Annotated in this window: 21 protein-coding genes; 19 read left to right on the top strand and 2 right to left on the bottom strand. The window is 52.4% G+C overall.

Annotation, left to right across the window (positions count from 1 at the left end):
- Positions 1–8: 8 nt before the first annotated feature.
- The 4 genes from thyX to THEAM_RS03905 are packed head-to-tail and all read left to right on the top strand — an operon-like array spanning position 9 to position 3,239.
- The gene (thyX, locus tag THEAM_RS03920; RefSeq protein WP_013537526.1) at positions 9–617 is read left to right on the top strand and encodes an FAD-dependent thymidylate synthase; all 609 of its coding nucleotides are present in this window, start codon (positions 9–11) and stop codon (positions 615–617) included.
- The gene (locus THEAM_RS03915) at positions 610–1,941 is read left to right on the top strand and encodes a TldD/PmbA family protein (RefSeq protein ID WP_013537525.1); all 1,332 of its coding nucleotides are present in this window, start codon (positions 610–612) and stop codon (positions 1,939–1,941) included. Before thyX ends, THEAM_RS03915 begins: the two co-directional genes overlap by 8 nt.
- The gene (gene rbfA / locus THEAM_RS03910) at positions 1,942–2,241 is read left to right on the top strand and encodes a 30S ribosome-binding factor RbfA (RefSeq protein ID WP_013537524.1); all 300 of its coding nucleotides are present in this window, start codon (positions 1,942–1,944) and stop codon (positions 2,239–2,241) included.
- Positions 2,238–3,239, top strand: a complete 1,002-nt coding sequence (locus THEAM_RS03905; protein ID WP_013537523.1) for a DHH family phosphoesterase — start codon at positions 2,238–2,240, stop codon at positions 3,237–3,239. The genes rbfA and THEAM_RS03905 overlap by 4 nt, the downstream gene beginning before the upstream one ends.
- On the opposite strand, the gene THEAM_RS03900 is transcribed toward THEAM_RS03905, so the two are convergent.
- A complete protein-coding gene (locus tag THEAM_RS03900) occupies positions 3,236–5,752 on the bottom strand; it encodes a BamA/OMP85 family outer membrane protein (protein ID WP_013537522.1) in 2,517 nt (838 codons plus the stop codon). The genes THEAM_RS03905 and THEAM_RS03900 overlap by 4 nt on opposite strands.
- Before the next feature lie 53 nt (positions 5,753–5,805).
- Positions 5,806–6,735, bottom strand: coding sequence for a radical SAM protein (locus THEAM_RS03895; protein WP_013537521.1), 930 nt, complete (start codon positions 6,733–6,735; stop codon positions 5,806–5,808).
- A 61-nt stretch (positions 6,736–6,796) separates the two neighbouring features.
- Between THEAM_RS03895 and THEAM_RS03890 the strand changes: the two genes are divergently transcribed.
- The 15 genes from THEAM_RS03890 (at position 6,797) to THEAM_RS03825 (ending at position 25,796) form a co-directional block, all read left to right on the top strand.
- Positions 6,797–8,305 carry a sodium:neurotransmitter symporter family protein gene (locus tag THEAM_RS03890; RefSeq protein WP_013537520.1) on the top strand — a complete coding sequence of 503 codons (1,509 nt, stop codon included), beginning with the start codon at positions 6,797–6,799 and terminating at the stop codon, positions 8,303–8,305.
- A gap of 2 nt (positions 8,306–8,307) precedes the next feature.
- Positions 8,308–8,463, top strand: a complete 156-nt coding sequence (locus THEAM_RS09715) for a hypothetical protein (protein ID WP_013537519.1) — start codon at positions 8,308–8,310, stop codon at positions 8,461–8,463.
- Positions 8,460–11,144 (top strand): AAA family ATPase, encoded by a 2,685-nt coding sequence (locus tag THEAM_RS03885; protein WP_013537518.1) that lies wholly within the window; start codon positions 8,460–8,462, stop codon positions 11,142–11,144. The genes THEAM_RS09715 and THEAM_RS03885 overlap by 4 nt, the downstream gene beginning before the upstream one ends.
- Positions 11,137–12,834 carry a mechanosensitive ion channel family protein gene (locus THEAM_RS03880; protein ID WP_013537517.1) on the top strand — a complete coding sequence of 566 codons (1,698 nt, stop codon included), beginning with the start codon at positions 11,137–11,139 and terminating at the stop codon, positions 12,832–12,834. Before THEAM_RS03885 ends, THEAM_RS03880 begins: the two co-directional genes overlap by 8 nt.
- On the top strand, positions 12,831–13,790 hold the full coding sequence (locus THEAM_RS03875) for a PhoH family protein (protein ID WP_013537516.1): 960 nt from the start codon (positions 12,831–12,833) through the stop codon (positions 13,788–13,790). Before THEAM_RS03880 ends, THEAM_RS03875 begins: the two co-directional genes overlap by 4 nt.
- Entirely contained in the window at positions 13,759–15,813 is a 2,055-nt protein-coding gene (locus THEAM_RS03870) for an HD family phosphohydrolase (RefSeq protein WP_013537515.1), read from the top strand. The genes THEAM_RS03875 and THEAM_RS03870 overlap by 32 nt, the downstream gene beginning before the upstream one ends.
- Positions 15,764–16,132 (top strand): diacylglycerol kinase, encoded by a 369-nt coding sequence (locus tag THEAM_RS03865; protein WP_013537514.1) that lies wholly within the window; start codon positions 15,764–15,766, stop codon positions 16,130–16,132. Before THEAM_RS03870 ends, THEAM_RS03865 begins: the two co-directional genes overlap by 50 nt.
- A complete protein-coding gene (locus tag THEAM_RS03860; protein WP_013537513.1) occupies positions 16,132–16,374 on the top strand; it encodes a DUF2905 domain-containing protein in 243 nt (80 codons plus the stop codon). Before THEAM_RS03865 ends, THEAM_RS03860 begins: the two co-directional genes overlap by 1 nt.
- Entirely contained in the window at positions 16,371–17,573 is a 1,203-nt protein-coding gene (locus THEAM_RS03855) for a POTRA domain-containing protein (RefSeq protein ID WP_013537512.1), read from the top strand. Before THEAM_RS03860 ends, THEAM_RS03855 begins: the two co-directional genes overlap by 4 nt.
- 2 nt (positions 17,574–17,575) lie before the next feature.
- The gene (locus THEAM_RS03850; protein WP_013537511.1) at positions 17,576–18,424 is read left to right on the top strand and encodes a nitrilase-related carbon-nitrogen hydrolase; all 849 of its coding nucleotides are present in this window, start codon (positions 17,576–17,578) and stop codon (positions 18,422–18,424) included.
- Positions 18,405–19,241, top strand: coding sequence for an NAD+ synthase (locus tag THEAM_RS03845; RefSeq protein ID WP_013537510.1), 837 nt, complete (start codon positions 18,405–18,407; stop codon positions 19,239–19,241). The genes THEAM_RS03850 and THEAM_RS03845 overlap by 20 nt, the downstream gene beginning before the upstream one ends.
- Before the next feature lies 1 nt (position 19,242).
- Positions 19,243–20,625, top strand: coding sequence for a TldD/PmbA family protein (locus tag THEAM_RS03840; RefSeq protein ID WP_013537509.1), 1,383 nt, complete (start codon positions 19,243–19,245; stop codon positions 20,623–20,625).
- On the top strand, positions 20,622–21,293 hold the full coding sequence (locus THEAM_RS03835) for a GMP synthase (RefSeq protein WP_013537508.1): 672 nt from the start codon (positions 20,622–20,624) through the stop codon (positions 21,291–21,293). Before THEAM_RS03840 ends, THEAM_RS03835 begins: the two co-directional genes overlap by 4 nt.
- 69 nt (positions 21,294–21,362) lie before the next feature.
- Positions 21,363–22,532, top strand: coding sequence for an efflux RND transporter periplasmic adaptor subunit (locus THEAM_RS03830; RefSeq protein WP_013537507.1), 1,170 nt, complete (start codon positions 21,363–21,365; stop codon positions 22,530–22,532).
- Positions 22,533–22,535: 3 nt separating this feature from the next.
- The gene (locus tag THEAM_RS03825) at positions 22,536–25,796 is read left to right on the top strand and encodes an efflux RND transporter permease subunit (RefSeq protein ID WP_013537506.1); all 3,261 of its coding nucleotides are present in this window, start codon (positions 22,536–22,538) and stop codon (positions 25,794–25,796) included.
- The last annotated feature ends 21 nt before the right edge of the window (positions 25,797–25,817 follow it).

Here is a 25,817-nt window from a genome sequence, read left to right as displayed (position 1 = left end):
GAGGTCCCGTGGAAGTTCTCTTGCTTGCCGTTAACGCTCCACCCCTTGAAGGGGAGAAGGAGCTTCTCCGCCACTCCTACTTCACCTTTCTCGTAGACGGAATCTCAAGGGCCTGTTCTCACCAGCTCGTAAGACACAGGGTTGCCTCCTACAGCCAGCAGTCTCAAAGGTACGTGGCAATGAAGAAGTTCCCCTACGTAACTCCAGAAACTTTAAAAGGGGTAGAGGTTGAGGTCGGGGGCAGAAAGCTGAGCTACGACGATATAATGGAGGAGATAGGGGAGTTCTACGAAAAACTGGTAGATGCAGGCGTGCCGAAAGAGGACGCAAGGTTCGTTCTCCCCAACGCCTGCACAACAAGAATAGTGTTCACGATGAACGGGGAGGAGCTTGTCCACTTCCTCAGGCTCAGGACCTGTTCCAGGGCCCAGTGGGAGATAAGGAAGATGGCCGTTAAGATGCTCCGGAAGCTCAGGGACAGGTTCCCGAAGCTCTTTGGTAAAGTAGGGCCGAACTGCTACTACCTCGGCTACTGCACCGAAGGGAAAAAGAGCTGCGGGAGGCCGGAGGAGGTAAGGGCCTTCTTCTCAAAACTCGAGGGGGTGGAAAATGGTTAAACTGATAGAGAAGGCTGCAAACCTGCTCAGGAAGCAGAGCGTAGAGCTGTTTGATATCTTCCTCGTAGAGAGCAGGGGAACGGCGGTAGAGGTTAAAAAGGGAAGCGTTGAGAAAATCAGACGCTCTCAGAAGGTAGGCCTTGCCATAAGGGCCGTAGTTGAGGGGAGGCTCGGCTTTGCCTACACAAACGACGTAAGCGAAGAGGGAATCAGAATAGCCATAGAGTGCGCAAAGGAGAACGCCCTATACACCTCTCAAGACGAGTACACTTTCTCCATGCCCCAACAGGCACCGGACTTTGACTTCCCCCTTGCAGATTCCGCCTACAACGAGATTCCCATAACGAGGAAGATAGAGCTTGCCGCAGAAGTCGAGGAGCGGGTTCTTAACTACGACCCGAGAGTAAAGCGGGTGCGGAAGGCCTCTTACGCCGACGCCCTCTCTACCGTTTTCTACTACAACTCCAACGACCACAGCTTCACGTACACAACAACGAACTTCTCTTTGAGCGTTCTGGCCGCAGCCGAGGAAAACGGAGATTCCCAAATCGGGTGGGATTACCAGTCTAAACGGTTCTTCTCAGAGCTCAACCCGGTTGAGGTTGCCGTAAACGCTGCCGACGGAGCGGTTGAACTCCTCGGCGCAAGGCCCATAACCAGTATGAAGGTGCCGGTGATTTTTAAGAACGCGGTTTTCGCAGAGCTCATAGAGACCCTTTCGGCAGGGTTCCTCGGGACTAACGTTTTAAGGAAAAAGTCTCTGTTTGCAGAGAAGCTCGGCCACGAGATAGCAAGCTCGGCACTGAGCATATACGACGACCCCTTCCAGCGTGAGGGAACCGGAAGCGCCCCCTTCGACGATGAAGGCGTTGCAACAAGGAAGAAGGCCGTAGTTGAGAGGGGAGTTTTAAAGAACTTCCTCACAGACCTCTACTCGGCCAAAAAGCTGGGCCTGCCGGCAACGGGAAACGGCATGAGGAGTTCGGTTGGAGCCCTGCCAACTTCCGGAATCACCAACCTGGTGGTTGAAAGGGGCGCACTCGGGCTTGAGGAGCTGGTAAAAACGCCGGAGAAGGTCCTTGTTGTAACGGATGCAATGGGAATACACACAATCAACCCAATATCGGGAGAGTTCTCAATAGGAATAAGCGGCGTATTTTTCAAAGACGGCAACAGAGTTACTCCGGTAACGGGGATGACCGTTGCCGGTAACGTGAACGAGCTTCTGAAAGGTATAACCCAAGTGGGAGCCGACTTAAAGTGGCTGGGGAACGTATGTTCACCCTCGGTTCTCATTAAAGAGCTTACGGTAAGCGGAGAGTAGATGAGAGAGAGGAGAAGAGAGAGGCTAAAGTCCGTTCTGGTTAGGGAGCTATCCCAGATAATCCGCGAGGAGATTGACCTTCCCGAGAACCTCTTTGTCACGGTTCAAGGGGTAGAGCTCTCTAAGGACGGCAGCAAGGCCAAAGTGTTCATATCGGCCCTCAACAGGGAGGATGCGGTAAGAGCCGTTGAACAGCTCAACAGGGCACAAGGGTACATACACCACCTTTTGGGTAAAAGGTTAAGGCTGAAAGTTGTTCCAAGGCCCGAATTCTTCGTTTCACCAGAGGTGCTACTATGAGCAAGAGGCTGAGCCGTGAGGAGACCGCAGAGCTTATAAAGGGGATGAAGGGCAGAATAGCCGTAACAACCCACAAAAACCCCGACGGCGACGCGGTTGGAAGCTCTTTAGGTTGGTTTAACTTCCTGAAGAAGCTGGGAAAAGAGGTAAAGGTCGTATACAAAGACCCCATCCCCTACTTTTTCGACTTCCTCCCGGGAGTTGAGAAGGTAGAGGTTGTGGGAGAGCCGGAAGTTAAGGAGGAGTTCGACTGGCTGATAATCACCGACGTTTCAGACCCGAAAAGGACCGGCTTTGAGTCTATAAACGCGAAGAAGAGCCTTGTAATAGACCACCACATAACGGCAGAGCCGTTTACAGACTACGCAATAGTTGAGCCGGAGATTTCGAGCACCTGTGAGCTTTCCTACCACATTATGAAGCTCATAGAGCCCGAGGCCATAGATTACTCGGTTGCCCTGCCGATTTATACAGGGATAGTTACAGATACCGGGAGCTTCGGCTACTCAAACACCTCCCCCGAGACCCACTTCGTTGCAGCCGAGCTAATGAGGAAGGGGGTAGACCCTTACTTCGTTATAAAGAACCTGTTTGAGAGAAACAGAATCAACAGGTTTAAGCTTCTTGAGTTGGTTCTAAAGACACTCTCGTTTGCCCTCAACAACAGGGTGGCCCACATAACCCTCTACCAGAAGTTCCTCAAAGAGACCGGAGCCTACCCAGAGGAAGCGGAAGGCTTCATCAGCTACCCCCGCTCCATAGCCGGCGTTGAGGTGGCGGTTTTCTTTAAGGAGATTGAGGAGGGGAGCTGGAAGGTCTCTTTAAGGTCTAAGGGGAAAGTGGACGTGGCTCAGGTGGCCAAGAAATTCGGCGGCGGAGGCCACAAAATGGCCGCAGGTTACGAGGTGAAGGGAGAGCTAAAGGAGATTCAGGAGGCCCTCTTTAAGGAGCTGGCCCTCTCCTTTGAGGAGGCCGAGTTTAAGGAGCTCTCTTCCTAAAATGGATAGCCGAAGGATATGTGGAACCTGCCCGGACCCTGACCCGGAATTCTCTTGAGCTTGTAGCCGTAGTCGAACCTTAAAGGCCCAACCGGGGTCAGGTAGCGAATTCCGAAACCTACCGATGAGTACCAGCCGGAGAGTTTAAAATCCTTTACAGTGGGGAAGACCCGGCCGGAGTCGTAGAAAAGGGCAAGCTGAACGTTCTTTCTTACGTTGTAGCGGAGCTCCAAGCTGAAGAGACCGTAGGCCTTACCCCCAACGAAATTGCCGTTACTGTCGGTCGGCGATATAGTGCCGTATTTGTAACCCCTTACGCTCTCGGCACCGCCGAGGAAGAATCTATCGAGCACCGGAACGGCTTTACCGTTTAAAGACCTTATCACTCCGCCCCCCACCCTAAGGGCGATAACCTCTCTACTTCCCAAGGGGTGAAGGAGCTGGAGTCTGGACTCAAGCAGGGTGTAGTCGGTGTTCCCCCCCAGGAGGGTTCCGGCAAGGGAGAACTTGCTCCTGAGGTAGTAACCTTCAGTGGGGTTTGAGAGGCTGTTCAGGTGGTTGTAGGTTTGAAGGTAAACGAGTCTGCGCTCTAAGAAGCGGCGCTGGGTCTGGATTTTTGTGTCTTTAACTTTCTCACGGGAGATTTCGAAGCGGAAGTCCTGGGTAAGGTAGCGGGAGGCCTTCCTCAGGAGGGAGAAGCTGTAGATTGTTCGGTCGGATTTGAAGCTCTCGTAAATCTGCTCCTTTTTAACTATAGAGTAGGATAGGTCGTAGTCCTTAAAGGGGAAGGCCGGCTTTAAGAGTTTGAAAACTGCATCGTACCCCTCTTTCTGCCTGTAGTTCCCGAAGAGGAAATACTTCATACCCATACCGAACGGAGAGGTAGAGGAGAGAAAACCGTTTAAGACAAGGCCGCTATCGGTGCCGTACCCTATAAAACCCCGGGAGCTCAAAAGGGCTCCCTCATCGACCTTTATAACCTCGGAAATTGCTCCGTCGGTTTTTACATCGTTTATCGAAACAAACGAAAAGAGCCTGCTGTCTGAAAGGCGGGAGTACTGCTTAACAACCGCCCTGTGAGAGTAAACGGTTCCCGGCTCAACGGTTAGAAGGTTCTTTACCGCCCAGAGCTTCGTCCGTTTTAAACCCCTTATCAGGACGAAACCGAAAACGTAACCGGGCCCCGGGTTCACCTTAAGATTCAGACGAACCGAAACCCTGCGGCCCTTCCTATTAAAGAGGGGCTCTGCAGAAACGGCAGCGTCGGGGTGCCCCCTGTCTGCAAGGCACTCCTGTATAAAGTTCTCAAGGTCTGAAACGAGTCTGTCGGTGTAGGGTTTCCCCTTTACGTTAGGCAGCCTGCAGGGCAGTTTAACCCCTTTTACAACCACAGAGTCCACCACAAATTGCGGACCCGGAAGAACGCTGAAGATGAGACTATCTCCTTTTAAGGTGTAGTTAACTTTGGCCTTTATGTAACCCTTACTTTTTAAGGAGTAGAGAATTTGAGCCCTAAGCTCTTTTACCTTCTTTAAAGAGAAAGGCTCCCCCTCAAGCCGGGAGAGGGCGTCGTCGAGCCCCTCTTCAAGCTCTTTAGGAAGGCCCTCCAGTTTAACCGACTCAACCCTAACAAAGGGACCTTCATCGATTTGAAAGAGGACAACCACCTCTCGGGGCTTTTCGGTAACCGAGGCTTTAACCTTAACAAAGGGAAAACCGTGGTTCCTGTAGAAACGGACGATTCTACGCCGCGAGTTCTCAAGTTCAAACTCGTCGAAGGACTTGGCCTTAGGGAAAGTTAAGAGCTTAAAGAGCTCTTTGTAACTAAAGAGCCTGTTACCCTTAAAAACAACCTTGTAGGGCTTACCGGGAAGAACTTTAAAGATGAGCTTCACAGGCCTCAGCTTCCCCACTCCTCCTTCAAGGGGAACAATGCGGTAGATGACCTTACAGTTGTAGTAACCTTCAGCAACGAGGCGGCTCTCTACCTTTTCCTGAAGGGAGCGAACCTGAGTAAGGTTTACCGGGTTATCAACAAGGGGCTTAAGGAGCTTCCCAACCCACCCCTTCAGCCACTTGGGGGCTTCCACCTGAACGCTTTTAACAAGCAGAAGGGAGCCGGCGTTAAACCTGAAAAGAACCCTATAGCCGCACCTGCTCTTTTCCACTTCGGCATCCACTTCCGGAGAGGCGTAACCGAGCGCCTTCAGCCTCAGGAGCAAGAGCTGTTTGGCACTCTGAAGGGCCTGAGGGTCAAAGGGCTTATCCTGAAGCAAAAGCCTTACCGTTTTCAGGCTCTCGGAGAGCCCCTTAGGAGGGTTCTGGAACTCCACTCTCTTAACGAGGCGAAACTCCTCAACAACAACCTCTTTCCCTTTAAGCCGAACCGAGTAGCCCAGGTAGCTGAAGAGGGAGGCAAGGGCCTTCCTGCAGTCTGCAACAGAGCAGACCTCCGTCAGCTGCCGGTTAACCTGCTTCACAAGCAGCGGGTCTACACAGACACCCTTTTCCACAACGAGCCTAACTTCAGAGGCCCGTGCAAAAGCGGGAAACAGAAGAAGAAAAATCAGCCAGAAAGCCCTTTTACGTATGGCTCCCCTCCGAAAAGAAGCTCCTTCACCCTCCCCTCTCTCTTGAGCTCTTCAACGGCCCTTTCCACCTCCTCGGGCGAAACGCCGAGGGCATCGGATATCTCCTCAAGGGGACACGGGCGCCTCACAACGAGGTTGTAGATTTCCTCCTTAAGGTCGGGCAGGGGGAGTTTCCGCCTCTTAACCCCTCCCCGGGCAACAATCTCCGTGTTGGGGTAGCCTACCCTATCGGCAATGCCCTTGAGCTCCTCGTACGACAGCCCCTCAACACCGTAAGCCGGCGGGCGGGCAACGGTGTTAAGCTGCCACTTGTGGGGTTTAAGGGCGTGGATAACCTCTCCCAGCTTCTCTACCTCTTCCGGGGAGTCGTTAATCCCCTTAACAAACAGGGTTTCCACCCAGGTCTGGCAGTCGCACTCTTTTATAAGGCGCCCTATGCCGGCAATAACGTCATCAACCATTAGCCCCTTAACCGGCCTGTTCAGTTTTTCAAAGGTGGGCTGAGTTGCGGCGTCCAGAGAGGGAAGGACAACGTCTATACCTTTCACGTCCTCTATAACGTCGTCCCTGTAAAGGAGGGTAGCGTTGGTGAGAAGGGCCAGCCTGTAGTCGGGGTAGTTCTCCTTCAGGTACCTAACGAGCTCACCGAGCCCCGAGTGGAGGGTAGGTTCACCGTAGCCGGAGAAGGTTATAAAGTCGAGCTCGGGCTTAAAGGCCAGAAACTCATCGAGCTCCGCCTTAACCCCCGACAGGGGAACGTACTCGGCCCGCTCAACCGTTTTCTCGGTTGTGGGCCCAACTTCACAGTAGAGACAGTCCATACTGCATATCTTGTGGGGAACGAGGTCAACCCCCAGAGAGAGCCCCAGCCTTCTGGAGAAAACCGGACCGAATATATACCTCATAAAACCTCCGCCGTTCATTTAAAATAACTACTCAATTTATACAAAATGGCCGGAGGTTGAAATGGCCGGAGAGTTCAGAGAACACTGGGGAAGTAAACTGGGCCTGATACTGGCCATGGCGGGAAACGCCGTAGGCCTCGGCAACTTCCTCAGGTTTCCCACCCAGGCTGCCGAAAACGGCGGCGGAGCCTTCATGATTCCCTACATGATAGCCATGCTCCTGATAGCCATTCCCCTTATGTGGACAGAGTGGGCAATAGGTAGATACGGAGGCAGCAAAGGCCACGGAACAACACCCGCAATCTTTGAGCTCTTGTGGAGAAACCCGATAGCCAAGTACATAGGAGCTCTGGGGCTCTTTGTTCCCTTCGTTGTCTTGTGCTACTACGTTTACATAGAGTCGTGGACCTTAGGGTACTCGTTCTTCTCCCTGTTCGGTATGCTGCCCCACCCGGACCCCAGCCTGCCCCAGAAGGAGTACCTCCAACCCTTTGAGGAGTTCCTGAGGAACTACACAAGGCCCTCCCCGGTGGCCTACCTGTTCTTCCTGATAACAATGGCATTCAACGCCTACATACTCTACAGAGGCATAAGGGGAGGAATCGAGAAGTTTGCCAAGGTGGCAATGCCTACCCTGTTCATCTTAGCCTTCATCCTGATGGTTCGGGTCATCCTGATAGAAACCCCCCACGGCACGGCCGTTCAGGGGCTCGACTTCCTATGGCACCCGGATTTCAGCCAGCTTGCAAACCCCAAAGTTTGGCTTGCGGCCGCAGGTCAGGTATTCTTCACCCTCTCGCTGGGCTTCGGGGCGATAATCACCTACGCCTCCTACATTAAGAAGGACGACGACATAGTTGCATCGGGCCTCTCGGCGGCCTCGCTGAACGAGCTTGCAGAGGTTATCCTGGGGGGCTCCATAGCCATCCCGGCGGCGGTTGCCTTCTTCGGGGTTATGAACGCAACATCTGTGGCAAAGAGCGGGGCATTTAACCTTGCCTTTGTGAGCCTTCCCGCAATATTCTCGAACCTAACGGGAGGCGACGTAATAGGGTTCTTCTGGTTCTTCCTGCTCTTCTTTGCCGGTGCAACCTCCTCGGTTGCAATAGCCATGCCGGTTGTTGCCTTCCTCGAGGATGAGTTCAGCTTCAGCAGAAAGGTGGCGGTTACGGTAACTGTGATATTCGCATTCCTGGTTGCCCAGGTTCCGATATTTATGCCCAAAGCGCTGAGCGAGATGGACTTCTGGGCGGGAACTTTCTTCGTTGTCCTGTTCGCACTGCTGGAGGTCGTTATCTTCTTCTGGCTCTTCGGAGGCGAAAGGGCGTGGGAGGAGATTAACAGGGGAGCCCTCTTTAAGGTGCCCCGTTTCTACTACTACGTGATGAAGTTTGTCACACCTGTGGTTCTCTTTATCATCTTGGTCGCCTGGAGCGTTTCGAGCCTGCCGGCCGTTTTAAAGTCGGGGGACTTACAGGTGTGGACGGCCCGGTTCGTGATGATATTCGTTCTGGCCCTTCAGATGTTCATGGTTTACCTTGCAGGTAAGCGGAGAAGGCAGGAGGTTTAAAGATGAGGGGAAGTTCCCTGCTGTTTATGGTTTTCTCCTGGATGGTGGTTTTCGGGTTTGTCGTTTTCTGCTTCACGGTTATTTTAAGAGAGGGGGAGAGGAAGGCGGTAAAGGGGGCGGAAGAGTTCGATGAGTTTGAGAGGGAAGAGATAACTTGATAAGGCTGAGGGGACTGAGCTTAAAGAACTTCCTCTCCCATAGGAGCACGGAGATACCCTTTACCGACCAGGCCTTTGTTATTCTCGGCGAGAACGCCTCCGGGAAGACCTCTATACTCCGGGGCGTTTTCTTCGGGGTGTTCGGGGAAGACCTAAAAAGGGCAAAGGCCGAAGAGCTCATAAACAGGGCCTCAAACTCGGCAGAGGTAAAGGTTGAGTTCCTCTACAAGGGGAAGCTCTACACCTTAGAGCGGAGAATCCACGTCCGCAGGAGCTCCGAGGCGGAGCTATACGAAGACGGCAGACTCGTAGCAAGGGGCGTTAAACAGGTTAAAGCCTACCTCCTTGAGAACCTGGGCCTCGACGGTAACCTGTTTAAGAACACGGTGTTCGTGCCTCAGGGGGAGATTCTCGACCTCTTCAAGGGGACCCCCAAGGAGAGGCGGAAGGTTCTGAACAGGCTACTGGGCCTGGAGGAGATAGGGGAGCTTCACAGGCGGATAAAGGAGGAGCTTCAAAAACTCAAAAACACCCTAAACTTGGTTGTTGAAAGGGTTAAGCACTACCAGGAGAGCCGGCAGAGGCTAAGGGAGCTTCAGCTCCGCCTTCAGGAGAAGGAGAGGGAGCTTGAGCGGGTTGAAAGGCTGAGAGAGCTCGAAACCGAAAAAGTAGAGGGAATCAAAGAGGAGCTCCGCGCTCTGCAGGCGGAAAAGGAGAAGCTCCTGAGGGTCGAAACATCCCTAAAGAACGCTTCCAGCAACGTTAAAAGGCTTGCCGAGAGCGTTGAACGGCTGAAGGCAAGGGAAACGGAGCTTTTAAAGCTGGAGGCAGAGCTTCCCCGACTCCAAGAGGAGGTTAAGGCCCTTGAACCGCTGAAGGAGATAAGGGAGCTCCTTTTAAGAGCCGGAGAGCTTCAAAACCGCGAGCGCACCCTCCAGAGGGATGTTGAGCAGGCGGAAGAGGCGCTTGAGAAGAAGCGGCTCATACCCGATTTTGAAGAGAAACTCAAAATCCAACAGGAGAAAAACCTCCTCTCCAGAGAGAAAATTAAAAAGGCCCAGCAGAGGCTTAAAGAAAAGAGGGAAGCTCTTGCGGCCAAAGAGGCCGAGCTGAAAAAGCTCCAAGAGGCGGAGGAGAGGCTCCGAAAACTCCGGGAGACCCTGCCTCAAGTAACCGAAGAAACGGTTCTACAGACCCAAAACAGGCTCTCCGAGGTAGAGAGGGCAATAAGGGAGAAAGAGCTTCAACTCCGCACCCTGAATGAGCAGGTGGAGCTATTGAAAAAGAGGCTCCAAACCCTTGAAACGGCCGAGTCTGCCTGCCCCATATGCGGCTCCAAACTGACGCCGGAGAAAAAAGAGAGGCTCTTAGAGGAGACCCGGCAAGAGCTAAACAGCTCCCTTACCCTGATAGAGCAGCTGGAGAGGGAGCTCAGAGAGCTCCGGCAGGAAGAGCCCGCCCTAAAAAGGAGACTGAAAGAGCTCCAGAGGAAACTGGAGGAAAAAAGGCTCCTTGCCGCCCAAATAAAAGAGCTGGAAGTAGAAACCCGGGAACTCTCAAAGCTAAAAGAGGAGACAAACGGGCTTAAAGAGGAGCTCTTAAAGGAGGAAAAACAGTTTAAAAAACTCGAGGAGGAAAACCTCAAAGAGGTTCAAGAGCTGAGCGCCCTAAAAGAGAGACTCCAGGCCCTAAAGAAGGAGGCTTCCCGCTTCTCCGAAGAGGAGCTCCAAAAACTCAAGGAAGAGCTCGAGGCCACAAAGAGGGAGAAGGAGGAGCTCTTAAAAAGGGCAGGGGAAATCAGGGACAGAGTGGCCCCCGAGCTCAAGAAGAGAGAGCAGGTAGAGGCCAGAATCAGAGAGCTCGAAAAGAGCGCAAGGGAGCTGGAGAAGATAAAGGGAGCGCTATCAGAAAAGGAGCGGATACGGGAAGAGCTAAACCGCCTTGAACAAGAGTTAAAGAGCTTTAAGGAAAAAGAGCGAGAGCTCTCCCAAGAGCTTAAAGCTCTGAACCCGGTGAGGGATAAGCTCCGGAAGCTCCAGAAGGAGGAAGAGGACGGAGAGAGGAGAATCAGAAGCCTCATAGAGGAGGCCTCAAAGCTCAAAGGGGAGATAGAGGAGCTCCGCAGGCAGATAGGGGCAATAAGGGAAGAGCTCAAGAGGCTGGAAGTTGAAAAACAGTGTGCATCGAAGCTGAAGGACGCCGTCTCCCTCCTTGAGATACAGGAGAGGAGCTTCCACCCCGAAAGGGGCTTCCTCCAGAGGGTAAGGAGGGAGCTTCTGCCCCAAGTTGCCCAGCAGTGTAAAGAGCTCTTTGCGGCCTTCGACTTCGACTTCAGCGAAGTGGAGATAGACGAAGACTTTACAGTCTCCTTCGGAGTACCCGGCAGGGGAACACTAACCTTAGAGCAGCTGTCGGGGGGCCAGCAGATAGCCTTCGCCCTGGCCCTAAGGTTTGCAATGGCTAAGCAGTTTAACCAAAAGATGGAGCTCTTAGTCCTCGACGAGCCCACAGTCCACCTGGACCAGCCCAGGAGAACGGCCCTTACAGAGCTCCTGATGAAGCTGAAAAACTCCATACCCCAAATGGTTGTAATAACCCACGACCCCGAACTTGAAGTTGTTGCAGACCAAACGATTAAAGTGAGAATGGTAAACGGCTACTCGGAGGTGACCGTTGAGTAGCCAGCTGCCGCTCTTTCTCAGAGAGCACGCCCCCTTCCTGCTGTTCATTTTGCTCGTTGTTGGAGCTCTGGGGCTGGAGCTCCTTGTGCGCCGACTGGTTGTAACAAGGCTTAAAGAGCGGCTCGTTGCAGATGCAGCCGTTATAACGGTGGTGTCGCTGGCGCTGTTTGGGGCGGGCTGGCAGCTGTCGGACTACTACAAGGAGTGGGTCTTCAGGGAGCTCCTGCGGAACACGGCCATTCTGGTTGCGGCCCTGCACCTTACCCGGGCGGTTCACCTGCTAACCGGCAAACGGGGAAGGAAGAAGCTCCTGCCCTACTTGGCCTTCATAGTGGCATACCTGCTCTCTCTCTTCTTCCTATTCCCGCCGGTTCAGAACGCCCAGGTGTTGGTGTGGAGCGTTAGGCTGAAGAAGCTCTTCATCTTCCTCGGAGCCACGGCGGTAGTCTGGGAGATTGGAGAGACCCTTAAAAACGAGTTCGTCGCAAGGATTTTCAGGCTAAGCAGTACAACGGCCATGCTCCTGCTCTTCGGCCTGTGGGAAGTAAACTACCTGAACTTCAACTTCAAAACCCTCATCGGAATAGCAATCATCGTCTTCCTCACCGCCGTTTTCACCTTCGCCTACTCAAAGGGGATACCGGAGCTCGTAAAAAGGGTCTGCAAAGAGCTTCCCCAGCAGGACTCAAAAGTGGTAGAGAACAACCTCAAAAGCCTCCTGACGGTTCTCTACCTGATACTCCTGGTGAAGCTCCTTTCGGGCTTTTCAAACCTCGGCTCCCTCTTTGACAAGCTGGAGAACGCCTACCTGATAAAAACAGACTTGGTAAAGATATCGGTGGGGAACATAATAACCTTCGGCACCCTCGCCGTTATACTCTTCAACCTGCTCAACATAGTGAAGAAACTGATAAAACTCACATTCCCGAAGGAGCGCAGGGAGGTTGAAGGGGGCTCGGCAGAGGCACTCATCTTCAACCTGGGGGTTCTGTTTAACTCCATAATACTGCTCTCTACCTTAGGAATCACCTGGAAGGTGATACTGCCGATTGCGGGAACCTTGGGAGTCGGACTGGGCTTTGGCCTTCAGACCATAATGAACAACTACGTCAGCGGCTTCATCCTACTGTTCAGCAAGAAGCTTAAAGTGGGAGACATAGTCGAGCTACCGTCGGTGTCGGTTTCCACGCTTGGAAGCACCAGCCCCAGCGTTTTCGGCAAAGTTGAAGACATAGGGATACTCTCAACAATCATCAGGACAAACGACGGGGTGGAGATATCGATTCCCAACTCATCGTTCATAAGCTCCCCGATAGTCAACTTCTCCCTCAAAGACCCGTACGTGAGGCTCAAGATACCCGTAGGGGTTGCCTACTCCTCCGACCCGAAAGAGGTGAAGAGGCTACTCGAAGAGGTGATAGAGGAGCTTCCCTACACCGTCAGGTTCCTGCCGAAAATGGTAAGGTTCGAGGAGCTGGGAGACAGTGCCCTAATCTTCAGGGCGATATTCTGGATAGACGTAAGAAAGGATATGTGGGTCAGGAACATAATCAGCGACTTCTACTTCAGGGCTTGGTATAAACTGAAAGAGGCGGGGGTTGAGATTCCGTTCCCGCAGAACGACGTTTGGTTTAGAAACAGCCTGAAGGTGGAGATAGAGAGACCAAACCTTCCCAAGGAGGAGAGTTGATAAAGGTAATACTGGAGCTTGAACCGGAAGACTTCTACACGATTGTAGGCCACCACGAGGAGAACCTGCGGAAGCTCGGCCAGATACTCAACCTGAAGCTGGGCTCCCGCGGAAACGAGATAATGATAAACGGAAGCTCCGAAGACGAAGAGAAAGCAAGGCAGTTCCTCAAAGAGCTGGAGGGGCTGGTAAAGTCGGGCCACAAGCTCACAAAGAGCGACGTTGACATGTACCTCACCCAGCTGTCGGCCCACAGGGAGTCAAAAGTTAAAGAGTCCCAATCCCAGGTAATCGTTAAGACCTACCGGGGTAAGAAGATAATCGCCAAAACTCCCACCCAGAAGCGCTACGTGGAGGCCATAGAGAAGAACGACGTGGTTTTCGGGGTGGGCCCGGCCGGAACCGGTAAAACCTATCTGGCCGTTGCCATGGCGGTGAGCTACTTCAGGAAGGGGCTCGTGAACAGGATAATCCTCACACGACCGGCAGTTGAAGCCGGAGAGAAGCTGGGCTTTCTGCCCGGAACCCTCCAGGAGAAGATAGACCCCTACCTGAAGCCCCTGTACGACGCCCTCTTCGAGATGATAGAGCCCGAGAAGGTCAACTCCTACCTTGAGAGGAACGTGTTCGAGATTGCACCGCTGGCCTACATGAGGGGAAGAACCCTCAACGACGCCTTCATCATTTTAGACGAGGCCCAGAACACAACAAGGGAGCAGATGAAGATGTTCCTCACGAGGCTGGGCTTCGGCTCAAAGGTTGTCATAACGGGCGACGTGACCCAAATTGACCTTCCGTCTAAGGAGCGCTCCGGGCTCGTAGAGGCCCTCAAGATACTCAAAGGGATTGAAGGCATAGAGATTGTGCAGTTCAGCCGAGAGGACGTTGTAAGACACCGACTGGTTCAGGAGATTATCAGAGCCTATGAAGAGTTTGAAGCAGGAAAAGAGGGATAGCCTCTTTAAATACGGCCTCGTTCTCCTTGCAAGTGTAATAGTCACCTTTTTGCTGCTCCCCTTCAGCTTCGTTAACGTTCCCGCCCTCAAGCCGGGTCAGGTGAGCCCGGTAGACGTTCGCTCACCCGTCTCTGCAGTTCTGGTGGATAAAGAGGCCACAGAGAGGGCAAGGGAAGAGGCTGTTAAACGGGTTCTGCCGAGAGTAAAGTACACCCCCGAGAGCTTCACAAAGGCCCTGAAAGAGGTTGAAGGGCTCCAGTTGCTCAACAAGCACCAGAAGGAGCTCCTAAAGGGGATAATCACCTCCTACTACCAGCGGGGAATCATCTCCGAGGTTCCCAAAGGGTACTCCCAGGTAGAGGTTGAGAAAGGGGGAAAGCTGAAGCAGATGCCCCTGAACGCCTTTTTAAGCCAGAAGCAGGCGGAGGAGCTCTTCAAGGAAGACGTGGAGAAGCTCCTGGGCAAGAAAGTGGCCCGAGAGGTTGTAGGAAAGGTTCACCTTTCCCCCAACTTCGTTTTCAACAAGACGGAAACGGAAAAGCTGTGGGAAAAGGCCCGCTCAAGCGTTAAGCCGGTTCTCGTTGAGGTTCAAAAGGGGGAGGTGATAGTAAAAAAGGGGGAGAAGGTAACCCCCGAGGCAGCAGAGAAGCTGAAGCTCCTCCAGGAGGCAAAGAGTAAAGGCAAGAGCCTCAACAAGTACATCTCCATATTCCTGCTGACGCTGCTGCTCTACTACTCGGTTCTCAGGCTCTACAGGATAATCAGCCCCTCTGCAGCAGAGTTCAAAAACATCCTCTTTTCTCTCTCGGCAATTACACTCGACATATTCCTAATAAAACTCTTCACCTACCTGGCGAAGCTAATCGTAGAGAGCCTGAACCTTCCGGTAAACGAAAGCCTCATATACGTTCCGGTTGTTACATCGGTGGTTTTCGCCTCCATGTTCATAAACAAAAAAGTTGCAGTTCTCCACTCGATACCGGTTGCACTCCTTTCGGGCTTCAACCTCTCAAGGCCGGAGCTCCTGATAATCCCGGTAATCGTAGGCTCGGTTTTTGCAGCTTTCGACTCAAGGAAGTTCAAGAGTCGGGAGGTTATCTACAAAAGTGCCCTTAAGGGCATGGTAGTAACCGCGCTAGCCCAGTCCCTCCTCTACATTTACTACTTCGGCTTTGCCGTAAAAGTTCAGCTGCCGGTCCAGCTGGCACTCACAGCCATCGGCGCCGTAATAACCGCCGTTGTAGTTAACGGCCTGAGCCCGCTGATTATCAACCTGTTTAACTTCACAACCGATATAGTCTACATGGAGCTGATAAACCTCAACCACCCCTTACTGAGGAAGCTGATTCTGAAGGCTCCGGGAACCTACAGCCACTCGGTTATGGTTGCAACCCTCGCAGAGGCAGCCGCAGAGGCGATAGGAGCAAACGCCCTGCTTGCAAAGGCCGGAGGCCTGTTCCACGACATAGGGAAGCTGAAAAACCCACAGGCCTTCATAGAGAACCAGACGGGAGTAAACATCCACGACAAGCTCCCACCGGAAAAGAGCGCGGCAATACTGCGCTCCCACGTGGAGTACGGGGAGGAGCTCGGCAGGAAGTACAAACTGCCCGAAAAGGTCATAGAGATAATCCGCCAGCACCACGGAACGAAGCTGATGAAGTACTTCTACCACAAGGCCAAGGAGCTGTACGGCAACAAGGTGAACGAAAAAATTTACCGCTACCCCGGCCCAAAGCCCCAGTTTAAAGAGTCGGGGATAGTAATGATGGCAGATACCGTTGAGGCGGCAGTAAGGTCTATGAAGGACAAGGAGCTCGACCTGGGGAAGGTTATCCATAAGCTGATAATGGAGCTTGTAGAGGAGGGCCAGCTAAACCAGAGCGGTCTATCTTTAAAGGACATAAGCCTTATAGAGAAGGTGTTTAAGAAGGTTCTGTCGGGTATATACCACAACCGTATAGAGTACCCCGATGACGAAAACGGTAAAGGGAGTGATAAAGGGGATAGGGTTCGCAGTTGAGGGCTTTCTGGGCGCCTTCCGCGAGGATGTCCACTTCAGGATTAACCTCGCTCTAAGCCTAACGGGAACCGCCGTTTCTCTGGCGGTCTTAAACGGCTGCACGGCCATTTTGGTGGGGTTCATAAACTTCTCGGTTCTCGTTGTAGAGCTCCTGAACACCGCAGTTGAGCGGGCCGTAGATACGGCCACGAGCGAGTTTAAACCGAGTGCCAAACTGGCAAAGGACGCTGCTGCTGCGGCGGTTCTGTCGGTGGGGCTCTTTGCGCTTACTGTGGATTTGACCGTTGTACTACCGGAGCTGATAAGGAGGTTAAGCTGATGGTGGAAGAGATAGGAAAGCTGCTGATATTTGTGGGCGTTACGCTTGTTGCGTTCGGTATCGTTCTGATTGTAGTTGCAAAGCTGGGAAGCTCGGGAATTCCCTTAGGGAGGCTGCCGGGAGATATCTACATAAAGAAGGATAACTTCGTCTTCTACTTCCCGATTACAACGAGCCTCCTTGTAAGCCTGCTACTGTCGCTACTTTCGTTCCTCCTCTTCTTCTTTACGAGGAAACAATGAGACGGGCCGTGCCCCTCTTAGCGGTTCTGGCCGCAACAGGCGCCTACGCTGCCCACGCCCCGGTGGTAAAGGCGATTAAGGTGGTGGGCCTGCGCTGGACTAAAAAGGAGTTCGTCCTCAGGGAGCTCCTCCTAAGGCCCGGTGAGCCCTTCTCCGAGAAGAAACTGAAGGAGTCTATAAGGAACCTGCTTAACACCCACCTTTTCTACAGTGTAAAAGCCGAGGTTTTAAGGGAAAAGGGCGGCGTGGTTGTGGTTATCAGGGTTAAGGAGAAGTTCCCCGTGGTTCCCCTGCCCAGGTTCAGGTTAAAGAGCGACGGCTCCTACAGGGCGGGGCTGGAGATTAGGGACTACAACCTGCTGGGAATGGGCAACAGGCTCTTTGTAGGGTTTACAAAGTGGTTCAACACCCAAGATGAAAGCGACAGCCAGTTTGTAAAGGTAAGACTCTACAGGGTGGCAGAGAACGTTACCTTCGATGCCGGGGTTTACAGGAGTTCAAGCGTTGTAACCGTTGTAGACACAGGTAGAGAGCTCGGGAAAACCAGGGTGGAAACCATTTCAACGCCGGTCTCCGCCCTTTTCTACTTAGACCCTACAAAGGTCCACAAGTTCTCCTTCGGAGTTTCACCAACGTTTACCTTCTACAACTCGCTCCTATCCGATAAGCGAATCTACTACTTAAACGGCAGTTACGAGTTAGACAGAACAACGGATATGGTTTACTACACCGTGGGAAGCAGGAGTTGGGTATCTGTAAGCTACGCAGCGCCCGTAATCTCCGATTTAACAACAGGCGCCGTTTCGGCAGGGCACTTCAAAAGTTTCCACTTAAAAGGGACAAGAACCTTCAACTACAGCCTGGTAGGTGCTACGAAAGTGGGCTTTTCGGGAACCGGCTACAAGCTCTCCGTTCCTATAGAAGGCTACAGAGGAGAGGCTAAGAGCTTCAAGCGCTACCTCCTTGGAACGGTAAGCTACAGGTTCCCGGTCATAGACAGGTCCGTTTACGCCGAGCCCACCTTGCAGGCGGGGGTGGGTGCAAACAACTCCCCCGAGAAGCTCCTGACCTCGGTGGGTGTATCGCTTACGGCGTTTTGGGCCAAGCTGGCTGATGGTATCATTAGGTTTAAACTCTTCAGGGGCCTGGGAAGCGGAGGCACTTTAAAAACGTCGTTCAGGCTCACTGTAAGGTGGTAGAGATGAGAGTTGCCGTTGCCCAGTTTCGCTCTAAGCTCGGAGAGCTGGAAGAGAACATCAGGAAAACGGTGGAGATGGCCCGAGAGGCCAAGGGAAGGGGGGCGAAGCTCTGCCTCTTCCCCGAGCTCAACCTTACCGGCTACAACCTCCAAGACCTCACCTTCGAAGTTGCGGTAAGGCTTAGCGACCCGAGGCTCACCCCCTTAATCGAGCTGAGCAGGGAGATAGCCCTGATAGTAGGGTTGATAGAAGAGAGCTCCGAACACCTCTTCTACAACTCGGCCCTTTACATAGAGGGAGGGGCGATAAAACACGTCCACAGAAAGGTCTACCTTCCCACCTACGGAATGTTCGACGAAGGCCGCTTTACAGCGGCAGGCAATCGGGTAGAGGTTTTCAGCTCTTTAGCCGGAAAGAGCGTAACCCTCATCTGTGAAGACCTGTGGCACATGTCTACCGTTTACCTCGCCTTCATTCAAGGGGCCTCAACAATCTTCGCCCTCTCCGCAAGCCCCGGAAGGGGCTACAGGGAGAAGGAAATGTTCGGAAACGCCGAAGTCTGGCTCAACATGGGCGAGTTCTACTCAAGGATGACCGGTAGCTACTTCATCTACGCAAACAGGGTCGGGTGTGAAGACGGCTTCACCTTCTCCGGCTGTTCTTTCATCTGCAACCCCTTCGGAGAAGTAGAGGCTCAGGCCTCCCCCTTCCAAGAGGAACTCATCTACGGAGAGGTTAAAGACGAGGCCGTTAGGGCTGCACGGATAAGCCTTCCGCTCCTGAGGGACGAAAAGCCCCTTTTAACCTTAGAGAACCTGAGGAGAGCTCTCAATGAGAGAGAAAATTTCTGAACTCCTGAAGCTTAAAGACCCGGCGTTTATAGAGTCGGTTCTGGCCGGATTCATAAGGGAAGAGCTTCAAAAGGCCGGCTTCTCCAAGGCAGTTGTGGGCCTCTCGGGAGGAGTAGACTCCTCCCTGGCAGCGTTTCTCGCAGTAAAGGCCCTCGGGAACAACAACGTAATAGGCATCTCCATGCCATACAGAACCTCTTCCCCCTCATCGAGGGAAGACGCAAAACTCGTAGCCCAGGTTCTCGGCATAGAGTTCCACGAGATAGACATAACTCCCCAGATAGACGCCTACTACAGCAGGTTTCAAGAGGCCGACCCCGTAAGGAAAGGCAACAAAATGGCCCGCGAGAGGATGAGCATCCTCTACGACTTCGCCCACTGGAAAGGGGCCTTGGTAATAGGAACGAGCAACAAAAGCGAGCTGCTCATAGGGTACTCAACCAGGTGGGGAGACAGTGCCCACGACGTTAACCCATTAGGGGACCTATACAAAACCCAAGTGTGGCAGCTTGCCGAGTTTACGGGCGTTCCCGAGCGAATAGTTAAAAAGAAACCGTCGGCCGACCTCTGGCCGGGCCAAACAGACGAAGGGGAAATCGGACTCACCTACAGGGAGCTGGACCAGATACTCATAGGGTACGTAGACCTACGGCTGAGCTCCGCAGAGCTTAAAAAACTCTTCGAGCCGAAGAAAGTTGAAAGAGTCCTCTCAATGGTAAAGAGGAGCCAGTACAAACGGAAGCTCCCGATTATTTGTAAAATTGCCCAGCGCACAGTGGATAAAGACTTCCTCTACCTAAGAGACTGGGGGCTTTAAAATGGTGGACTTCAAAGAACTGGGAGAGTTCGGAGCAAGGGAGCTGAAAAAAAGGGGAGCAGACTTCGGAGACCTCTTCTTCGAGAGGCGCTTCACCTTCTCGGGTAAGTGCGAGGAGAACAGAATAGAGAACCTCAGCAACGGCATCGAGGTAGGCGTAGGCATAAGGTTTATAAAGAACTTTAAAACCTATTACGGATTTACAAACAAACTCTCGCAGAAGGCGATACTGGAGGTAATAGAGAACCTTGCCGCAGCCGCAGCGGCAGAAAAAGAGGTAACCCTCGACTTTACCGAGAAAGAGCCCCGTTACGAGAAAATATGTGAGGGGCACGACCTCGACATACCGGTAGAGAGAAAAGTTGAGCTCCTCAAAAGGGCCAACGAAAAGGCCCGCTCCTACGGAGACAGAGTAAAGCAGGTTACCGTTGTTCTACGGGACCAGATTCAAGAAGTTGTTGTAGTGAACACAACCGGCCAGATAGTAGAAGACCTCAGACCGAGGGTGGTTTTCTACACCCTCGTTGTTGCTTCAAACGGCATAGAGCTCCAAACCGGCTACGAGCCCGTAGGCCACCTGGGAGACTACTCCCTCTTTGAGAGGGTTTCTCCCGAAGAGATAGCCTCCAAGGCGGCCGAAAGGGCGCTTACCATGCTCAAGGCCAGGCCGGCGCCCTCGGGAAAGTTCACGGTTGTCCTCTCCTCCCAAGCCGGAGGCACGATGATTCACGAAGCGGTCGGCCACGGCCTTGAAGCCGACCTCGCCAACCAAGGGTTGTCGGTTTACGCCAACAAGCTGGGAGAAGAGGTGGCCTCTCCCCTCATAACGGTGGTAGACGACGGCTTCATGAAAGGCAAGTACGGCTCCTCCGGTTACGACGACGAGGGAACCCCTACCGGCAAAAACGTCCTCATAGAGAACGGTGTCCTTAAAGGGTACATGTACGACACCCTTGAAGCTATGAAATCTGGAGGTATGCCCACGGGCAACGGTAGAAGACAGTCCTACATGCACGTTCCCATACCGAGAATGACGAACACCTACGTTGCGCCCGGAGAGAGCGACCCTCAAGAGATAATAAAGAGCACCGAGAAGGGAATACTCGTTGTAAAAATGGGCGGCGGGCAGGTTAACACGGTTAACGGAGATTTCGTCTTCGAAGTCTCCGAAGCATACCTGATAGAGAACGGAGAGGTAACGGTTCCCATTAAGGGGGCGTCCCTAATCGGCAACGGCCCCCAGGTATTAAAGGAGATAGACGCCGTAGGAAACGACCTCAACTTCTCGATAGGCACCTGCGGTAAAGACGGTCAGGGCGTACCCGTTTCAGATGGCATTCCCACACTTAGAATACCCAGCATAACTGTCGGAGGAACCAGTTGAAACTGGCGGCCGTAAAGAACATAGAGTTCGAAGACCTCGGTTCATTTAAAGAGCTGTTTGAGAGGCGGGGAGTAGAGTGTAAAGAGTTCGAGGCCTATAACGGAGAGTTCCCCTCCCCAGAGGAGTTCGACATCCTCGTTGTACTCGGCGGACCTATGGGAGTATACGAAGAGGAGAAATACCCGTTCCTGAAAGAGGAGAAGGAGCTGATAGCGCAGGCCTATAGGGCCGGGAAGAAGCTCCTCGGCGTATGTCTGGGGTGCCAGCTCATTGCCGATACCTTCGGCGGAAAAGTCTACAAGGGAGAGTGGGGCAAAGAGATAGGGTGGAAGCCCATATACCCCCAGATGGAGCTTGAGCTCCTCTACAGAGACCCCATAACCGTTTTCCACTGGCACGGCGACACCTTCGACCTCCCGAAAGGAGCGGTTAAGCTCGCCTCATCTGCAATGTACAAGAACCAGGCCTTCAGAATAGGCAGACAGGTTGTTGGCCTACAGTTCCACCTGGAAGTTACCCCCGAAGGGATAGAGAAGTGGATAGAGGCCTATAAAAACGAGCTTCAAGAGGAAGGAATCTCGAAAGAAGAGATTCTTGCGACCCCTCAGGAGTGGAAGAAGCTCAAACTCTACGCCGACGTTTTCGTAGAGTTCTTCCTCCGCCTGTAACAACCTTGACATGATACTAAATTCTAATAAGATAATGATTCAGCCAAAATCAGGTTAGAGAGGTTTCAAATGGCAAAGAGAGCTATTTTAGCCCTCTCAATACTCTTAGCCCTCAGCTCCTGCGCTTCAGAAGAGAAGGCAGAGCCAATAAAAGTAAAAACCGTTACCGGCGTTAAAACGGAAAGGGTGGGCGTTATGACCTTTTACCGCAACGCCACCTTCTCTGGAACCGTCATCCCGTCAAAAGAGATACTCCTCTCGCCAAAAGTTCCGGGCTACCTCATAGAGGTAAAGGCAAAAGCCGGGGAGAGAGTCAAAAAAGGGCAGGTTCTTGCAGTAATCGACAGCTCCACAATTAAACCCGACGTAGAAAAGGCAAAAGCGGGACTCAAAGAGATAGACGCCGCATTCAAAGAGCTCCACAAAGCCCTCTTAGAAGTAAAAGCCCGGAAAAAAGCGGCCCAAGCCCAGTACGAGCTGGCACTCAAAACGTACAACAGGTTCAAAAAACTCCTCGAGGCCGACGCCGTATCAAAACAGAAGTTCGACGAGGTAAAAGCCCAGTACGAAGCCGCAAAAGCCAACCTTCAGGCAGTAAACGCAAAAGAGGCCCAGATAAAGGCTAAACTCGAAGAGCTCAAAGCCAAAAAGAAACAAGTTGAAGCCTCCCTTCAAAAGGCAGAGGCCTACCTCTCCTACACATACCTCAAGTCACCTGTAAACGGAGTGGTCCTCCAGAAACTGGTAGACAAGGGTAACCTTGTATCCCCCCAAACCCCGGTGTTTAAACTGGGAACCTACCCGTTGGAAGTGAGAGCATACGTAGACAACGCCTACTTCGGCAAGATAAAAGTAGGAACGCCCGTAACGGTTAAAGTTGCCGGGGAAACGTATAGAGGAAAGGTAGTAGAAGTTGACCACAGCGCAGACCCGGTCTCCCACAAGTTCGGCATAAAAGTAACGGCCGAAGGCCTGAAGGCCGTTCCCGGAACCTACGCAGTTGTAGAGTTTCCAACAGTTAAAGTTGAAACCATTGTGGTTCCCAAATCGGCAATATACAGGGTGGGAGCCCTCGAGTTTGTATTCGTAGTTAAAGACGGAGTAGCCCACCTGAGACCGGTAAAAACCGGAGAAACCATAGGCGATAAAGTGGTAATCCTCTCGGGCCTCAGACCCGGAGAGGTTATCGCCGTTACAAAAGTAAACAGCCTCGTAGACGGAGCAAGAGTAGAGGGGTAAACGATGAAGAACTTCAACCTTGGAATAGCGGGAAACATTGCAAAAAGGTTCATAACATCCAAACTGACGCCTCTCTTCCTGCTCGCTTCGCTCCTCATCGGGGTTGCAGCGGTCATCTTCACCCCCAAAGAGGAAGACCCACAAATCGTAGTCCCCATGGTCGACATCTTCATTCCCTACCCGGGAGCCTCTGCCAAAGAAGTGGAGAGGAAAGTTGCCACCCCGTTTGAGAGGCTCATCTGGGAAATAAAGGGTATGGACTACGTCTACTCCATATCTAAGCCGGGAATGGCCCTAATCATAGCCAGGTTCAAAGTAGGCGAGGATATGGAGGACTCCCTCGTTAAACTCTACAACAAAGTGATGTCCAACATGGACAAGCTCCCTCCGGGGGCGTTAAAACCGCTCATAAAACCCAAAGACATCGACGACGTTCCCATAGTCACACTAACGCTCTGGAGCGACAAAAGGACACCTTACGAGCTCCACAAGTATGCAGAGGAGCTCCTCGAGCAACTTAAACAGGTCCCGAACACCTCCAAATCCTGGATTATAGGCGGAGATACCCGCCACTTTAAGGTGATAATAGACAGGGACAAACTGAAGAACTACCACCTCTCTCTCCTACAGGTAGTTCAGGCGATACGCTCTGCAAACGCAAAGCTTCCGGCCGGCAAAATTACCGAGAACAACACAGAATTCCCCGTAGAAGCCGGTCAGTTCATAAAAACGATAAACGACCTCAGGAACATCGTTGTTGCGGTATACAAGGGTAAACCCGTATACCTTAAGGACGTAGCAACGGTCGTAGACGGTCCCAGAGACCCCGACCACTACGTTTTCATCGGCTTTGGCCCCCATTCCGAGGACAAGGGGGTAAGTAAGGAGTTCATCAAAGAGCACGGCAACCAGTTCCCGGCCGTGACCATAGCAATAGCCAAAAAGAAGGGGACCAACGCCGTAACCGTTGCTCAGGCCATACTGGACAAAGTAAACGACGTTAAAGCCCATATGCTTCCGCCCGATGTCCACGTGACCGTAACGAGGAACTACGGTAAAACCGCCGAAGACAAGTTCAAAGAGTTGATGTTCCACCTGGGCGTTGCCATAGCTGCCGTTGTCGTCTTCATCGGCCTTACCCTCGGAATGAGGGAGGCTCTGATAGTCTCCATAGCAATTCCCACAACGCTTGCCCTCACTCTTTTTGTAGACCTGCTCACCGGATATACCCTCAACAGGGTTACACTCTTTGCTCTCATCTTTACACTGGGTCTGCTCGTTGACGACGCCATCGTTGTTGTAGAGAACATCCACAGACACCTTAAGCTTAAACAGATGCCCCCGCTACAGGCGGCAATCTACGCAGTTGCAGAGGTTGGAAACCCGACAATCCTGGCAACCTTCACAGTAATAGCCGCACTGCTCCCGATGGCTTTCGTTAGGGGTCTCATGGGTCCCTACATGAGGCCTATCCCGGTAAACGCCTCCATTGCAATGTTCTTCTCGCTCATCGTGGCCTTCGTAATCTCACCCTGGGCGGCCTACTACCTCTTGGGCAAGAGAGAGGAAAAGAAGAGCGGAGAAGAGGAGAAGTTTGTCCTCGAAGAGACGAGAACCTACAGAATCTACAACAAAATCATACGTCCGCTCCTCGACTCCGCACTGAAAAGGTGGCTCTTCCTCGCCTTCGTCGGCCTGCTGATGGTAGGCTCGGTGATGATGTTCTACACAAAATCGGTCGTTGTAAAGCTGCTTCCCTTCGACAACAAGAGTGAGTTCCAAGTGGTTATAGACATGCCCGAGGGCACCTCTCTGGAGGAGACAGCCCGGGTCACAAAGGCTATAGCCAACTACATACAGACAATCCCCGAGGTTACAGACTTTGAAAGCTACATAGGAACGGCCTCTCCGTTCGACTTTAACGGCCTTGTAAGGCACTACTACCTCCGTAAAGGCGGAAACGTAGCCGATATAAGAATCAACCTCGTGGATAAGCACAAGAGGAAGAGGCAGTCCCACGAAATAGCGAAGGAAGAGAGGCCCAAAATTCAGGCCGTTGCCAAAGCCGTAGACCCGCGGGCAAACGTGAAGATAGTTGAAGTTCCCCCCGGACCGCCCGTTCTCGCAACTCTCGTTGCGGAAATCTACGGTAAGGACGACAAAGTCAGAAGGCGCATTGCAAAAGAGGTTGAAGAGATATTCAAGAAAACACCCGGCGTTGTAGACGTTGACACCCTTGTAGATGCCGACCACTACAAGTACGAAGTGGTTATCAATCGGAGAAAGGCAAGGGAGTCGGGCGTTACAGAGGCCCAAATCTCAAAAACCATAAGCATAGCCCTAAAGGGAGCAGCCGTATCAGTAGCACACACAACCTACGACATGGAACCGGTTGCAATATGGGTAAGGCTTCCTCGGGCCCAAAGGGACGACATAAGGAAAGTTCTCGACCTTACCGTAATGAACAAACAGGGTAAGCTCATTCCGCTGAGGGAGCTTGTAACTATCAAGAAGGTTCTGGCAGACAAAACTATTTACCACAAGAACCTCCATCCCGTTTCCTACGTAATTGCCAACGTAGCCGGCAAGTACGAAGCTCCCATCTACCCGATACTCGAGATAAACAAGTACCTCTCCGAGCACCCGCTGCCCGACGGCTACAAGCTCCAGTACTCGTTCCTGCCGCCTTCAATGCCCAAAGACGACTTCAAGCCGATGATGAAGTGGGACGGAGAGTGGCAGATAACCTACGAAACATTCAGGGATATGGGTGCGGCGTTTATCGTTGCTCTCATACTCATCTACCTACTCATAGTGGGGCAGTTCCAGTCGTTTATCATCCCGATGATTATCATGGCTCCGATACCGCTCACAATGATAGGAATCATTCCGGGCCACTGGATTATGAGCAAAATCCTGGGCAAGACTGCCTACTTTACGGCAACCTCTATGATAGGTTTCATCGCACTTGCCGGTATTGTTGTAAGGAACTCCATAATTCTCGTAGACTTTATCCTGATGAGGAAGAAAGAGGGTGCCCCTCTGAAGGACTCCATAATAGAAGCGGGAGCCGTCAGGTTCCGTCCGATAGTTCTGACGGCCGCCGCTGCGATAGTTGGTGCAGCGGTTATTCTGCTGGACCCGATATTCCAGGGGCTGGCAATATCGCTCCTGTTTGGCGTTTTTGCATCGACAACGCTGACTCTTGTAGTTATTCCGGTGCTATATTACATGCTTGAGAAGAGAAACTGGAAGAACGGTTAATTTGCTAACATTTAGAGAGGG

Origin of the sequence: Thermovibrio ammonificans HB-1, assembly GCF_000185805.1 — a bacterium.
Lineage (GTDB): Bacteria > Aquificota > Aquificia > Desulfurobacteriales > Desulfurobacteriaceae > Thermovibrio > Thermovibrio ammonificans.
The sequence above is the reverse complement of the archived record's forward strand: the minus strand, read 5'-3'. Positions and strand labels throughout refer to the sequence as shown.

What these genes read in the sequence shown, in the direction of transcription:
- THEAM_RS03915 (WP_013537525.1), top strand. Translation starts at nt 610, where the DNA reads ATGGTTAAACTGATAGAGAAGGCTGCAAACCTGCTCAGGAAGCAGAGC.
- rbfA (WP_013537524.1), top strand. Translation starts at nt 1,942, where the DNA reads ATGAGAGAGAGGAGAAGAGAGAGGCTAAAGTCCGTTCTGGTTAGGGAG.
- THEAM_RS03905 (WP_013537523.1), top strand. Translation starts at nt 2,238, where the DNA reads ATGAGCAAGAGGCTGAGCCGTGAGGAGACCGCAGAGCTTATAAAGGGG.
- THEAM_RS03895 (WP_013537521.1), bottom strand. Translation starts at nt 6,735, where the DNA reads ATGAGGTATATATTCGGTCCGGTTTTCTCCAGAAGGCTGGGGCTCTCT.
- THEAM_RS03890 (WP_013537520.1), top strand. Translation starts at nt 6,797, where the DNA reads ATGGCCGGAGAGTTCAGAGAACACTGGGGAAGTAAACTGGGCCTGATA.
- THEAM_RS09715 (WP_013537519.1), top strand. Translation starts at nt 8,308, where the DNA reads ATGAGGGGAAGTTCCCTGCTGTTTATGGTTTTCTCCTGGATGGTGGTT.
- THEAM_RS03870 (WP_013537515.1), top strand. Translation starts at nt 13,759, where the DNA reads ATGAAGAGTTTGAAGCAGGAAAAGAGGGATAGCCTCTTTAAATACGGC.
- THEAM_RS03865 (WP_013537514.1), top strand. Translation starts at nt 15,764, where the DNA reads ATGACGAAAACGGTAAAGGGAGTGATAAAGGGGATAGGGTTCGCAGTT.
- THEAM_RS03860 (WP_013537513.1), top strand. Translation starts at nt 16,132, where the DNA reads ATGGTGGAAGAGATAGGAAAGCTGCTGATATTTGTGGGCGTTACGCTT.
- THEAM_RS03855 (WP_013537512.1), top strand. Translation starts at nt 16,371, where the DNA reads ATGAGACGGGCCGTGCCCCTCTTAGCGGTTCTGGCCGCAACAGGCGCC.
- THEAM_RS03850 (WP_013537511.1), top strand. Translation starts at nt 17,576, where the DNA reads ATGAGAGTTGCCGTTGCCCAGTTTCGCTCTAAGCTCGGAGAGCTGGAA.
- THEAM_RS03845 (WP_013537510.1), top strand. Translation starts at nt 18,405, where the DNA reads ATGAGAGAGAAAATTTCTGAACTCCTGAAGCTTAAAGACCCGGCGTTT.
- THEAM_RS03840 (WP_013537509.1), top strand. Translation starts at nt 19,243, where the DNA reads ATGGTGGACTTCAAAGAACTGGGAGAGTTCGGAGCAAGGGAGCTGAAA.
- THEAM_RS03830 (WP_013537507.1), top strand. Translation starts at nt 21,363, where the DNA reads ATGGCAAAGAGAGCTATTTTAGCCCTCTCAATACTCTTAGCCCTCAGC.
- THEAM_RS03825 (WP_013537506.1), top strand. Translation starts at nt 22,536, where the DNA reads ATGAAGAACTTCAACCTTGGAATAGCGGGAAACATTGCAAAAAGGTTC.